Here is a 13,709-nt window from a genome sequence, read left to right as displayed (position 1 = left end):
AGTTAGTCAGTAGGCCTTCCGGCCGTCAAACTACGGTACCTAAATATGGTCTGGTTCCTCTAATTCAACACCGCAGTGTCAAACCGGAGTTTACTTTCGGTTTGGGCCTGGGCCGGGCAGGTCGCTGCCCGGCTGCGGCTGCGGCCTATGCCGCGATCGGCTGGGCGTACACCAGGCCCTTGACGATCCACATCGCCACGCTCACGGCCACGAACAGCAGCAGGAAGCCTATGTCCAGCGACATTCCGCCCAACCGCAGCGGCGGGATGAGCCGGCGGAGCAGTTTGAGGGGCTTGTCCGTGACCGAATACACAGCATGGGCGGTCACTAGTGCCAAACCGCGCGGCCGCCAGCTTCGGGCAAACATCTGCACCCAGTCGTAGACCAGACGGATGATCAATGCCACGAAAAAAAGCAACAGAACGATATAGACGAGCCCCAAAACAATTCCCATGAGCTAACTCATATCTCCATGTTCATTCCGGATACCGAAGTGTCCTAAGGAAAGTGTCACTTCTATTTCAACACGGATAATTCCGCACGGATGCCAGGCAGGTGTCCCCGCCTGGCATCAGTACCGAATATTCGGGCCTAGCTCTGGTTGAAGAAACTTGCCTGCGTCTCGCTGACCTTCTTGTCGTCGCCAATGACTTCGACGTACGACGGCGAGAGCAGGAAGACCTTGTTCGTCACCCGTTCGATGCTGCCGCGCAGGCCGAAAACAAGACCGGCGGAGAAGTCCACGAGGCGCTTGGCGTCAGCCTCGCCCATGTCGGTGACGTTCATGATGACGGGGATGCCGTCGCGGAAGCTTTCGCCGATGAGCTTGGCGTCGTTGTACGACCGCGGATGGATGGTCGTGATTTGCCGGAGTCCGGTGGTCTCTTCGCGGCTCGATGCCGCACGCTTGATGGGTGTCACAGGTGCGCGATATTCCTCTTCAGCGGCGTGGGGCTCTTCCCGGGGGACCTCGCGGACGGGCGCCGGAGCACGTCGTTCCTCGCGGTCCTGCTCCATGGATTCGTCCTCATCCTTGTGCGGTGTGGGGTGCTCAGACTCGTAGTGTTCGTCGCCGTCGGCGAGCCCAAGATAGATCATTGTCTTGCGCAGAGCGCCAGCCATGGTCGACTCCTAATCTTGTCCGTAAGCGGGCCGCTTAGTGACTAGACAGCCTTGGAATCCCCGCCATTACCTTCCAATATGTCGAACTTACCGCAGGGCCGGACGCGGACCGAGAATATCGGAGCCAATGCGCAGGTGTGTCGCCCCGAAGCGGACGGCCTCTTCGAGGTCCTGGCTCATGCCGGCGGATATTCCCGTGGCGTAGGGAAATTGTTCGGCCAGGCGCCCGGAAATGCCCGCCAGCTTTTCGAAGGCAGCCGCCGGGTCCGCCCCGAGCGGGGCAACGGCCATGACGCCGGCGAGCCTCAGTCCGCCGGCACCGGCGACCTGTTCGGCCAGCGCGGTGACTCCGCCGGGCGCCGCGCCGCCGCGGTGGGCCGCTGCTGCGTCGCCGGCCTGCTCGGCCAGGCTGACCTGGATGAAACAGTCCAGGGGCGGGCGGCCGGTGCGGTCGGCTTCGACGGCCATCGCCTTGGCCAGGGCCGAGGCGACGGCTTCCCGGTCCACGGAGTGCACGGACGCGGCGTACTTCACCACGGATTTGGCCTTCTTGCTTTGGAGTTGACCGATGAAGTGCCAGCTCAGGCCAAGGTCCTGAAGCTGCGCCGCCTTTTCCGCGGCCTCCTGGTCCCGGTTCTCCCCGACGTCGGTGACCCCCAGCGACGCCAGCCGCCGGACGTCCAGCGCAGGATGGAACTTGGTGACGACGATCAGGCGCGGCGGCGCCGCCTGCCGGCCCGCGGCGGCCACGGCGGCGTCGATCCGGCGGCGGACGGCCGCGAGGTTCGCCTCCAGCTGGGCCAGACGGGGGCCTTCCAGCGCGTCCGTTCGGTTCTCATGGTTCTCCCCCGGCGCCGCGACGGGCTCGACGGCGTGTGCGTCCGGGCGCTGCGCCGGTTCAGTCATGGCCATAATCCCTTTTCCCGTCAGTCCCGTCAGTGCCGTCAGTCCCGTGGGTGCCGTCCGTCCACGCCAGCCCGGCGAAGCGGCCGGTGTGGCTGTTGCGGCGGTAGGAGAAGAGGGTGTCGTCCTCGAGGGTGCATCCCCCGGAGTATTCGATCGCGACGCCCGCAGCTTCCAGCTGGCTCCGCACTCCGGCCGGCAGGTCCAGGCCAGGGGTGCCGGTCGAGGTGGTGCACCAGGTGGCAGGCACGGCCGCGGAAACGTCCGCGCGCAGGCTGCCGGGGACTTCATAGCAGCGCCCGCAGACCGAGGGGCCCACCCAGGCGCTGATGCGGTCCGCACCGAGCTCCCGGAGGCGGGCCACAGCGGCTGGCACCACCTCGGCGGCGACGCCTGGCCGTCCGGCGTGGACGACGCCCAGCACCGGCGCCCCGGCCGGATCCTCGCCGACCAGCACCACAGGCACGCAGTCGGCTACCAGGACGGCCAGCGGCTCAGTCAGGGAGACCATGGCATCGGCCGTGGGCGCGGCCGGACCTTCACCCGCGGAGTCCGCGGCCGTGGACCCAACGATGGTGGCGACGTCACTGCCGTGGACCTGGTTCATGTAACGGAAGGAGCGCCCGCCGAGCCCGGCGGCCGCTTCGAGCTCCGCGCGCCGGCGGCGCACCGCCACGGGGTCATCACCGACATGCAGTGCCAGGTTCCCGGCTCCGGCGTCGGTGAAGGCCACCCATACGCCCGGCCGGACTTCAGCCCGCCAGCAAAACAATCACACCACCGCCATCAACATGTCCGGAATACCTGCGTTCATACAATCCACCGTAACCCGCCGCAAAGCAGCATGGCACCGCCGGACGGCGGTGCCATGCAGGAGCGGAACTATTTACTTCAGGAAGTCCGGGACATCCAGGTCATCGGAGTGCCGGCCGGACAGGTCCGGCTCCACGACGGCCGGAAGGTCGACGTCGAAGCCCGAATCGGCCGGTACGGCAGAGGGACGCTGCTGGCCCCAGCCGCCGTAGCCGGAGGCGCCGACGGTGGCGTGCAGCGGCTGAACCGGGGCGGAGGCGGGTGCCTGCGCCGGGGCGGGGGCGGGGGACGCGGGACGCTGCGGCGCGGCCGGCAGGGACTGGTCCATGGACGGCGAGGTGGCCTTGACGTCGTCGAAGCCGGCGGCGATGACGGTGACGCGTGCCTCGTCGCCGAGGGCGTCGTCGATCACGGCGCCGAAGATGATGTTGGCCTCCGGGTGGGCGACTTCCTGGACCAGGCGGGCTGCCTCGTTGATTTCGAAGAGGCCAAGGTCCGAGCCGCCCTGGATGGACAGCAGCACGCCGTGCGCGCCGTCGATCGATGCTTCCAGCAGCGGGGAGGCGATGGCCAGCTCCGCGGCCTTCACGGCGCGGTCTTCGCCGCGGGCAGAACCGATGCCCATCAGCGCGGAACCGGCACCCTGCATGACGGACTTGACGTCGGCGAAGTCGAGGTTGATCAGGCCGGGGGTGGTGATGAGGTCCGTGATGCCCTGGACACCGGAGAGCAGAACCTGGTCGGCGGAACGGAACGCGTCCAGGACGGAGACGTTGCGGTCGCTGATGGAGAGCAGGCGGTCGTTCGGGATCACGATCAGGGTGTCGACTTCATCGCGCAGGGCGTCGATGCCGGCCTCGGCGGAGCCGGCACGGCGGCGGCCTTCAAACGTGAAGGGGCGCGTCACGACGCCGATGGTCAGGGCGCCAAGGGACCGTGCGATCCGGGCGACGACGGGGGCGCCGCCGGTTCCGGTTCCGCCGCCTTCGCCGGCGGTGACGAAGACCATGTCTGCGCCCCGGATGACCTCTTCGATTTCATCGGCGTGGTCCTCCGCGGCCTGCCGGCCAACTTCAGGGTTCGCGCCAGCACCGAGTCCACGGGTCAGCTCACGCCCGACGTCGAGCTTGACGTCGGCATCGCTCATCAACAATGCCTGGGCATCGGTGTTGATGGCGATGAATTCGACGCCGCGAAGACCGACCTCGATCATGCGGTTGACTGCGTTCACGCCACCGCCGCCGATGCCGACGACCTTGATGACGGCCAAGTAATTCTGCGGAGCTGCCACGTTACGTGTCCCTTGTTCGTGTACTAATGCGAAAACTGATCGAGTCCTGCTTGAAGCTTTGAACCTTAACCTTCGACTTGAAGGTTATAGTTATGTCAAGTAACTCATGTCTGTGACGGTATTTCCTATGCAGGGGACATTCAATAACCGGCGCCGCGTGTCGCGCGATTACCGGGCAAATAGCCCCTGTAAGTAGTCCCGCGGGCAGCTGGACGTCCGCTGGACATCCGTGACGCGGCGGATCCGATTGCCGGCTACCGCGTGACTGGGTGCCGGGGCACGCTGACATCGTAGACCTTCACCGGGTTTTTGGCGTCGGCCGGGACCTTCAGGAGGGCAGAAAGGACCCGTGCCTTCAGCTCCTTCTCCCCCGCGTTGCCCCAGACGATTGTCTGCCCGTCGACGAGTTTGAGTTCGACGGCGTCGGCCGACGCGGCAGAGGCGTTGGAGAGCCGCGCCAGCACATCCGCCGGCAGGGCCCCCAGCACTGCCGTGATGGCCTGGAACAGGTCCTTCGGCAGCGTTCCGCTGCCGCCGTCGATCACCGGCAGCGATACCGAGGCCGCATCGGCGGTGGTGCTGAGCTGGACACCGTCGACGTCCACCAGCTGGAATGTCTTGCCCTGCTTGACCAGGGCCACGGGAATGCGCTCGGTGACGTGCACCTGCAAGGTGGCGGGCGGCAGCGCCTTCGCGGTGACGTACTTGACCTGGACCAGCGGCTTGAGCAGGGCTGTGACCTCCTCCTCGCTGATCTGCGGCAGCGGCTTGCCCTGAAGGGGCGCGAGGGCGGCCTGGACCTGATCCGGGTGCAGCATCTTTGTACCCTCCACCGTGACCGTGCGCAGGGCCAGCACGGGCGAGTAGACGGCGGCCGCGACGATGCCCGCCATCAGCACGGCCACGATCCCGATGGTGCTGAGCAGGATCCGCCGACGGCGCTTGCCCTTGGGCTCGGGGAAGGACAGCACCTTTCCGGGCCCGTTGTCCGGGGTGGCCTGCGGGTTCTGCAGGTTCTGCGGATTGCGGGACCGACCGACGGCGGTGTCCGCGGCGGTGTCCGTGGCGGTCTTGGACGCAGAAATGACATCCGTGCCCGTCCCGGCGGACGGCGGCCGGGAGCCGGATCCGCCGGTGCCGGACCCACTCGTGCCGGATCCGCCACGGTAGGTGGGGCGCCTGGTGCTAGGCACCGGCGGCCTCCGCCGTCAGGGCCTCGACAATCAACGGCCCGTAGGCCGTGACGTCACCGGCGCCGGCGGTCAGCACGATGTCCCCGGGCCCGGCGGCCGCCAGCAGTGCCTGCACAGCCTCCCCGTCGGGTCCGACAAGGCGGCCGCCTGAGCCCAGGTGCTCGGCGATCAGCCCGCTGGTGACCCCTGGAATGGGATCCTCGCGGGCAGGATAGATGTCCAGGACCAGGGCCGTGTCCGCGGTGTTGAGCGCTTCGGCGAACTCGCGGGCAAATTCCCGGGTCCGGGAAAACAGGTGCGGCTGGAAGATCACGTGGACCTTGTGCTCCCCGGCGACGGCCCGTGCCGCGGACAGGGCGGCGCGGACTTCCGTGGGGTGGTGGGCATAGTCGTCGTAGACGCGGACGCCGCGGCCCTCCCCCTTGAACTCGAAACGGCGCGAGGCGCCGGAGAAGTGGGCCAGTGCCGCCGCGGCGGTGCCGGGCGCGACGCCGAGTTCGATCGCGACGGCGAAGGCGGCGGCAGCGTTGAGTGCGTTGTGCCGGCCCGGAACCTGCAGTTCGACGCCGAACGTGCCCGCCGTCGTCGAGATCCCCATTCGGCCGGGTCCCGCGTCGTGCAGCCGGATGGCGGCGTCGTCGGCGGTTCCGTAAAGCACCACGCGGGTGTTGCCGCGGGCCAGGGTGCGCTCGGCCAGTGCCCTGGCCCCGGGGTCGTCAGCGCACGCCACCAGGACGCCGTCCGCCGGGAGCAGGGCCGTGAAGCGGTCGAAGGAGGCATAGACGGCCTCGGCGGTGCCGTAGAAGTCCAGGTGGTCCGGCTCGACGTTGGTCACCACGGCGATCGTGGGGCGGTAGTTCAGGAAGGAGCCGTCCGATTCGTCGGCCTCGGCGACGAAGATGCCCGCCGTGCCGTGTGCCGCATTGACTCCGAGCGCGGGCACGTTGGCGCCGATCGCGAAGGACGGGTCCAGTCCGGCGCCCTGCAGCAGCACCGTGATCATTGAGGTCGTGGTGGACTTGCCGTGCGTTCCGGCGACTGCCACCACAGTGTCATCCGCCATCGTGGCGGCCAGCGCCTCGGAGCGGTGCAGCACCGGGAGTCCGGCGGCGCGGGCCGCCGCGAGCTCGGGGTTGTCGGGCCGGATCGCGGAGCCGGCGACCACCGTCTGGGCGTCTCCCAGGTTGCCGGGAGCATAGCCGACGGCGATCCGCGCCCCGGCGGCCGCGAGGTCCGCCATGACGGGCAGCGACTTGGCGTCGGAGCCGCTCACCGGGACGCCGCGGGCCACCATGATGCGGGCAACGGCGGACATGCCGACGCCGCCGATGCCGATGAAGTGGACGCGGCCGAGGGATTCCAGGGCATGCGTGCCGTGTTGGGGCTGGGTCATTGCTCTACTGCTTCCTGCCGTGCTGGTTCGTGCCCTGCTGTTTCGGACGCTGCCGGTTCGGACGCTGCCGGTTCCCGCTGCGCTCGTTCGAAGACGCGACCCCGAGGATGAGATCGGCCATGCGCCGGTCGGCGTCGCGGATGCCGAGCTGTTCGGAGCTGGCTGCCATCCGGTCCAGCCTGTCCGTGTCCAGCAGCAGGGGAATGATGTTCCCGCTGATCCAGTCGGCGGAGAAGGCCTTGTCATCGATTATCAATGCGCCGCCCGCGGCGACCAGGCCCGCGGCGTTCAACGCCTGCTCGCCGTTGCCGATGGGCAGGGGCACGAAAACGGCAGGCACGCCCACGGCGGCCACCTCGCAGACCGTGGCGGCTCCGGCACGGGCCAACAGCAGGTCCGCCGCGGCGTAGACGGTTTCCATCCCGTCGACGTACTCCACCTGCCGGTAGCCTGGCGCGGCGAGCGGTTTGCCGTCGGCGTCGTGGACGGACTTGCCGCGACCGGTGATGTGCAGGGTCTGCACGCCGGCGTCGGCGAGGGCCCCGACGGCCGCGGCGAGGGACCGGTTGATGCTCTGGGCGCCCGAGGACCCGCCCGTGACGATGAGCGTCGGCCGGTCCGCGTCCAGGCCGAGCGCCTGCCGTGCACCGGCCCGGGCGGCCGCGCGGTCGAGGCCGGAAATTTCGGGGCGCATGGGCATGCCTACGTGCCGGGCGGCGCGGCCCAGTTTGGTCGCGGCGAAGGCCACTGCCACGTGGGCGCCGAGGCCTGCGCCAACGCGGTTAGCCAGGCCGGGACGGGTGTTGGCCTCGTGGACCACGATTGGGATCTTCCGGCGCCGGGCAGCGAGGTACATCGGTGTGCACACGTACCCGCCGACCCCCACCAGGACGTCGGCGCCTGCCTCGTCCAGGATGGAACCCGCCTGCTTCACCGCACCGGCCATCCGGCCCGGCAGCCGGAGCAGATCCGCGGAAGGCCTGCGCGGGAGCGGGACACGGCTGATGGTGGCAAGGTCCAGGCCGGCCGCCGGGACGAGCCGCGCTTCCATTCCCCCGGGGGTCCCGACAGCCAGGAGCTGCACTCCGGGGCGGGACTGCCGGAGGGCGCCGGCAATTGCCAGCAGCGGGCTGATATGGCCGGCGGTTCCGCCGCCGGCAAGGACCACGGACAAGGGCGACTCGGTGTTCATGAAGGGTTGTTTACGCTTTCGTACGGTTCTTGGTGGCGGGGCTCTTGGCGGGGTTCTTGCCGGCGGGGGCCTTGCCTGCGGGGGCCTTGGGCCGGGCTGCCGTGCGGGCGGCGGACCGGCTGGAGGCCGTGCTGGCGGCGGACCGGCTGGCGGCAGTCCTTGCAGCCCGGGCAGCGCGGGCCCTCCGCACGGAATTGGCGAAGGCGGCCGGGCCGAACCTGAGCATCTTCTTCGGCTGCATGCCGGGGTCCATCTGGGCCCGGGCCAGGGACAGGACGACGCCGATTGCGCACAGCGACATCAGCAGGGCCGAGCCGCCATAGGAAATGAAGGGCAATGGGACACCGATCACCGGTGCCAGACCGGTGACCACGGCCATGTTGACGCTGGCCTGGCCCAGCAGCCAGACCATGATCGTGCCGGCCAGGACGCGGTGGAAGACATCGTGCTGGGCGACGACCACCCGGTAGATGGCGGTGCCGAGGATGGCGAACAGGACCAGGACGACGATCGTGCCGACCAGTCCGAGTTCCTCGCCGATGATCGCGAAAATGAAGTCGTTGTGCGCTTCCGGGATCCAGCTGTACTTCTGCCGGCTCTGGCCCAGTCCGACGCCGAACCAGCCGCCGGACGCGAGCCCGTACAGGCCGTTGGTGGACTGGTAGTTCAGGTCGGAGCCGTCGGCGCAGGTCTGGCCCGTCCATGACAGGATGCGGCACATCCGGTTCGGGCTCGTGACGGCGAGGATCGTCGCGCCAAGGGCCAGGACCGCCCCGGCGAACCCGAAAAGGTACAGCCGCACGCCGGCGAAGAACAGCGCGGCGGCCACGATGATCATCACGATCATGGCCGTCCCGAGGTCGTTTCCGGCCAGGATGAGGCCCAGGACCGCAATGGCGCCCGGGAGCACGACCGGAATGAGCGCGTGGCGCCATTCGTGGAGGAGCTTGGCCTTGCGGTCAAGCACGGTGGCCATCCAGAGCGCGAGGGCGAGCTTGGCGGCTTCGGAGGGCTGGAACGTGAACGGACCGACGTCGATCCAGTTCTGGTTGCCCAGCGCGCTGCGTCCCACGAGGAGCACCAGGCCCAGCAGCGCAATGGCCAGGAACATGAGCGGCCAGGCGAAGCGCCTGAGCCAGACGACGTTCACGCGGGAGAGGACAAGCATCGCGAAGACACCAATCGCGGCGAATCCGCCCTGTTTGAGGGCGGCGGAGTACGGCGACTCCCCCGCGGCGATGGCTTCCACGCTGGAGGCCGAGAGGACCATCATGATCCCGATCGCCGTCAGCGCCAGGGTGGAGCCAAGGATCAGGTAGTACGTGGATCCGTTGCGCGACTTGCCGGTGCCTTCCAGCGCGGACCAGAATCCGCGGCTCCAGGCACGCACCCGGGCCGCGGGGGTGACGGCGGGGCCGCCGGCCGTTGGCCGAGCCGCCGAAGGGGCCGGACGGCCGGCGGGCGTGCCGCTGGTGGCCCCGCCTGCGGCGGGTCGTGCCGCCGTCGTACGTGTGGGCGTGCTGACCATTGTTACTCCTCGCTGGTCTGAGCCTGCCCTTCCACGAGCTCGCGGACAGCTTCGATGAAGGCATCGCCACGGTGAGCATAGGAAGAGAACTGGTCCATGGAAGCAGCCGCCGGGGCCAGCAGCACAGTGTCCCCGGAGGCGGCCAGCTGCGCCGCCGAGGCAACGGCCTGGGCCATCACAGTCTCGCCGAAAATCGGCGAAGGGCCTGCGTCGGCTTTGGCCGTACCGGCAGTCTGCACGTCTTCAGTCTCGCCCTTGCCCTGCCCGATCACGGGGACATCCGGCGCGTGTCGCTTCAGGGCGGCCTGCAGATCGCTGGAGTCCGCGCCGATCAGGACCACGGCCTTGAGCCGGCTGCCCTGTTCCTGGATCAGGGAGTCGTAATTCACGCCCTTGGACAAACCTCCCGCGATCCACACCACATTCTGGAACGCGGACAACGAGGCGGCGGCGGCGTGCGGATTGGTGGCTTTGGAATCGTTGATCCACAGCACGCCCTCATGCCGGGCCACCAGCTGGATCCGGTGGTCTCCCGGAAGGTAGTTCAGCAGGCCCTGGCGCACAGCCGACGCCTCCACCCCGTAGGCGCGGACCAGGGCAGCCGCGGCCAGTGCGTTGGCCACCATGTGGCGGGGTGCCGCGGACCCCAGGTCAGCGATCGAGGCGAGTTCGGCCGCGCTGTCCTTGCGTTCGGCGATGAACGCCCGGTCCACCAGCAGCCCCTCCACGACGCCGAGCATGCTCACCGCCGGGGTGAGGGTGGTGAAGCCTACGGCCCGGCAGCCTTCAACCACGTCCGCGTCCTCGACCATGCGTTCGGTCTCGATCTGCTCGGCGTTGTAGATGCAGGCCTTCTGCGTGTTGGCGTAGACCTTGGCCTTGTCGGCCAGGTAGGAGGCGTAGGAGCCGTGCCAGTCCACGTGGTCTTCAGCGACGTTGAGGCACACGCTGGCCACCGGTGACACCGAGTGGCTCCAGTGCAGCTGGAAACTGGACAGTTCCACCGCGAAGGCGTCGTAGTCCACGGGATCGCGCAGGGCGTCCAGGATCGGGGTTCCGACGTTGCCTACGGCGATCGCCTTCAGGCCGGCGGCCTGGAGCATGGATTCGGTCAGGCCGACCGTGGTGGTCTTGCCGTTGGTGCCTGTGATGGCCAGCCAGTCGGCGGTCTTACGGCCCTCGCGTTCGCGGAGCCGCCAGGCGAGCTCGACGTCGCCCCACACCGGAATGTGCGCCCGTGCCGCTGCGGCGAGCAGTGCCTGGTCCGGGCGCCAGCCCGGGGACGTGACCACCAGGTCCGGCTTTTGCCCGTCGATCTTCGGAACGGACTCCACCGCTTCCTCGCCCAGCAGGACGTCCGCGGCGCCGACGATGCGGAGTGTGTCGGCCTGGGCCAGCGCCTTGGCGCTGGTGGCGGCATCCACCACCACCACCCGGGCGCCGAGTTCAATGAGGGTGTCGGCGGCGGCGAAGCCGGAGACGCCGATGCCGGTGACCACGACGCGCAGTCCGGCCCACTCGGAATCCCAGGTGGTGAGTCCCTGCAGCCGGGGCGAGGTGGTGAGCGGGGCGGGGATGGGACCGGTCACAGCAGCACCACCCATTCGGCGTAGAAGATGCCCAGGCCGGCGGCGACAAACAACCCGGACAGGATCCAGAACCGGACCACCACCGTGACTTCGGCCCAGCCCTTGAGCTCGAAGTGGTGCTGGAGCGGTGCCATCTTGAAGAACCGTTTGCCCTTGGTGATTTTGAAGTAGCCCACCTGGATAATGACCGAGAGCGTGATGAGGACGAAGAGCCCGCCGATGAAGGCCAGCAGCAGTTCGGTGCGGGACAGGATCGCGAAGGCTGCGACGGCGCCGCCGATGGCAAGGGAGCCGGTGTCGCCCATGAAGATCTTCGCGGGCGAGGTGTTCCACCACAGGAACCCGACCATCGCCGCGCTCAGGATAGCGGCCAGCAGGGCCAGGTCCAGGGGGTCGCGGACCGAGTAGCAGCCGCTGCCGGCCTGCCGGGGGGATCCGCAGGCCTGGTTGCTTTGCCAGATGCCCATGAGCGTGTAGGCCCCGAACACCATGACGGAAGCGCCCGCGGCCAGGCCGTCGAGGCCGTCGGTGAGGTTCACGCCGTTAGTCGCGGCCGTGACGATCAGGTTGGACCACAGCACAAACAAGATGGCGCCGAGCACGGTCCCGGCGAACGCGAGGTTAAGCCACGGAATGTCGCGCACCAGCGAGATCTGGGTGGACGCCGGGGTCAGGCCCGCCGCATTCGGGAAGTTCAGCGCCAGCACGGCAAAGATGATGCCAACAGCGCCCTGGAGGATCAGCTTGGCCTTGGCGTCCAGGCCCAGGCTGCGCTGCTTGGAGATCTTGATGAAGTCATCCAGGAATCCGACCAGCCCCATGCCCACCATGAGGAAGAGCAGGAGAAGCCCGGAGGCGCTTGGCCCCGGTGAGTGCGGGTTCATCATCCACATGATCAGGTGCGTGAGCCCGTAGCTGACAAGGACCGCCACGACCACCACGGTGCCGCCCATTGTGGGCGTGCCCCGCTTGGTGTGGTGGGAGGTGGGTCCGTCGTCCCGGATGAATTGTCCGTAGCCCTTGCGGACCAGGAACCGGATGAACAGCGGGGTGCCCACAAACGCGAGGAGCAGCGCCATTCCGGCGCCCATCAGCAGTGCAATCACAGCTGTGCACTCCCTTCTGTGGCGGTTGCGGCAGTTCCCTCAGCAGGTCGCTCGGGAGAGTCTTGGGTGGCATGTGGGGGTAATGCTATCCGATCCCCCAAGTGGCGCAGCCCGATGCCGTTCGATGACTTGAACAGGACCAGGTCGCCGGGCTGGAGCTCGGCTTGGAGAAGCTCATAGGCCTCGTCCGCCGTCTCGGCGAAAACGCATTCGTCGCCCCAGGAGCCTTCGTTGACGGCGGAGACATACAGCGACCGCGCCTCCCGGCCCACCACGACGAGCCGCGAGATGTTCAGCCGCACCACCTGGGTGCCGACTGCCATGTGCTCGCGGATGGAATCCGGGCCCAGTTCCAGCATGGCGCCCAGGACCGCCCAGGTGCGGCGGCCGCGGCCCAGCTCGGCCAGCGTCCGCAGTGCTGCCCGCATGGACTCCGGGTTGGCGTTGTAGGCATCGTTGATGACGGTCACGCCGTCGGGACGCTCCGTGCGTTCCATCCGCCAGCGGCTGGCGGCGGTCTGCGCGCTGAGCGAGGCCGCGATCTGCGCGCCGGGGATGCCGGCCGCGTGGGCCGCGGCCGCGGCCGCGAGGAGGTTGGCCATGTGATGGGCGCCGATCAGCTTGGCCGCGACGTGGTGCCGGGTTGGTCCTTGTTCTGCTTTCCCGTCCGTCACGTCGGCGGGCAGGTAGAGCTCAAATTCCGGGTGGCCGTCGGCGTTCAGGTCCACATCCGCGGCCCGCACCACATCGGCCTGGGCCACGTCGGCCTGGATGGTGTTGTCCTGGCCTGTGCCGGCCGCGCGTGAGGTGTAGCCGAGCACGCGGGCCCGGGTCCGGGTGGCCATCGCGGCGACGCGGGAGTCGTCCAGGTTCAGCACGGCGGTGCCCCCGGCCGGGAGCGCCTCCACGAGTTCGCCCTTGGCCACCGCGATGTTCTCGACGCCGCCGAACTCCCCGGCGTGGGCGGAGCCGACGCCGAGGACGACGCCGATCTCCGGCCGGACCATGTCCGCGAGGTATTGGATGTGGCCGATGCCCGTGGCACCCATCTCGATGACGAGGTAGCGGGTGTCGAAGTCGGCCTTGAAGACTGTGAGCGGTACGCCGATCTCGCCGTTGTAGGACCCTTGCGGCGCAACTGTGGCACCTTCGGCGCCGGCGGCCGCGAAGATCCCGGCGAGCAGGTCCTTCGTGGTGGTTTTGCCGGCGGAGCCGGTGATGCCGACCACGGTGAAAGCGGCGCCGGCCGCGGCGCGGCTGGCGCGGATCCGGCGTACGGCTTCGGCGGCCAGCGCGCCCATGGCGAGGACAGTGTCCTCAACGACGACGGCGGGATAGTCCGTTCCGGCGGCGTCGGCCACTTCGCGCTCAACGAGCGCCAATACGGCGCCCCGGTCAAAGGCTGCGCCGACGAAGTCGTGTCCGTCGGCGTTCTCCCCCGGTTTGGCCACATAGAGGGAACCCGCCGTGGCCTCGCGGGAGTCGGTCACCACGGAGGCGGGGGTAATTCCCGGTTCCGCGGCGAGCCGGCCGTCGGTTATGTCGGCGATTTCCGCCGCTGTAAATGCAATCATCTCGG

At 68.5% G+C, this 13,709-nt stretch carries 12 protein-coding genes; all 12 read right to left on the bottom strand.

The annotated features are described in order from the left end of the window. Positions 1–145 precede the first annotated feature (145 nt). Entirely contained in the window at positions 146–454 is a 309-nt protein-coding gene (locus AC1DDH_RS16035; protein WP_230008815.1) for a YggT family protein, read from the bottom strand. Positions 455–591: 137 nt separating this feature from the next. Continuing rightward, positions 592–1,122: a cell division protein SepF gene (locus tag AC1DDH_RS16030; RefSeq protein WP_230008814.1), complete on the bottom strand. Its 531-nt coding sequence runs from the start codon at positions 1,120–1,122 to the stop codon at positions 592–594. Positions 1,123–1,209: 87 nt separating this feature from the next. After that, a complete protein-coding gene (locus AC1DDH_RS16025) occupies positions 1,210–2,028 on the bottom strand; it encodes a YggS family pyridoxal phosphate-dependent enzyme (RefSeq protein ID WP_476955809.1) in 819 nt (272 codons plus the stop codon). Continuing rightward, complete coding sequence (locus AC1DDH_RS16020) at positions 2,021–2,797, bottom strand: purine nucleoside phosphorylase YfiH/LACC1 family protein (protein ID WP_476955808.1); 777 nt, start codon at positions 2,795–2,797, stop codon at positions 2,021–2,023. Before AC1DDH_RS16020 ends, AC1DDH_RS16025 begins: the two co-directional genes overlap by 8 nt. A 114-nt stretch (positions 2,798–2,911) precedes the next feature. Beyond that, positions 2,912–4,129: a cell division protein FtsZ gene (gene ftsZ, locus AC1DDH_RS16015; protein WP_476857734.1), complete on the bottom strand. Its 1,218-nt coding sequence runs from the start codon at positions 4,127–4,129 to the stop codon at positions 2,912–2,914. A 254-nt stretch (positions 4,130–4,383) separates the two neighbouring features. Continuing rightward, a complete protein-coding gene (locus tag AC1DDH_RS16010; RefSeq protein WP_476955807.1) occupies positions 4,384–5,322 on the bottom strand; it encodes a cell division protein FtsQ/DivIB in 939 nt (312 codons plus the stop codon). Then, the gene (gene murC / locus AC1DDH_RS16005) at positions 5,315–6,715 is read right to left on the bottom strand and encodes a UDP-N-acetylmuramate--L-alanine ligase (RefSeq protein ID WP_476955806.1); all 1,401 of its coding nucleotides are present in this window, start codon (positions 6,713–6,715) and stop codon (positions 5,315–5,317) included. Before murC ends, AC1DDH_RS16010 begins: the two co-directional genes overlap by 8 nt. A 4-nt stretch (positions 6,716–6,719) precedes the next feature. Beyond that, entirely contained in the window at positions 6,720–7,907 is a 1,188-nt protein-coding gene (locus AC1DDH_RS16000) for a UDP-N-acetylglucosamine--N-acetylmuramyl-(pentapeptide) pyrophosphoryl-undecaprenol N-acetylglucosamine transferase (RefSeq protein WP_476955805.1), read from the bottom strand. Between the two features lie 10 nt (positions 7,908–7,917). After that, a complete protein-coding gene (gene ftsW / locus AC1DDH_RS15995) occupies positions 7,918–9,435 on the bottom strand; it encodes a putative lipid II flippase FtsW (protein ID WP_476955804.1) in 1,518 nt (505 codons plus the stop codon). A 2-nt stretch (positions 9,436–9,437) separates the two neighbouring features. Continuing rightward, positions 9,438–11,039 (bottom strand): UDP-N-acetylmuramoyl-L-alanine--D-glutamate ligase, encoded by a 1,602-nt coding sequence (murD, locus tag AC1DDH_RS15990; protein ID WP_476955803.1) that lies wholly within the window; start codon positions 11,037–11,039, stop codon positions 9,438–9,440. Next, positions 11,021–12,130, bottom strand: coding sequence for a phospho-N-acetylmuramoyl-pentapeptide-transferase (gene mraY, locus AC1DDH_RS15985; RefSeq protein WP_028275881.1), 1,110 nt, complete (start codon positions 12,128–12,130; stop codon positions 11,021–11,023). The genes murD and mraY overlap by 19 nt, the downstream gene beginning before the upstream one ends. After that, positions 12,127–13,704, bottom strand: coding sequence for a UDP-N-acetylmuramoyl-tripeptide--D-alanyl-D-alanine ligase (locus tag AC1DDH_RS15980; RefSeq protein WP_476873061.1), 1,578 nt, complete (start codon positions 13,702–13,704; stop codon positions 12,127–12,129). Before AC1DDH_RS15980 ends, mraY begins: the two co-directional genes overlap by 4 nt. Positions 13,705–13,709: the final 5 nt, after the last annotated feature.

The organism is Arthrobacter sp. 10T425 (assembly GCF_056393985.1).
Note: the sequence above shows the minus strand (reverse complement) of the source record. Positions and strands in the feature narration are given on the sequence as shown.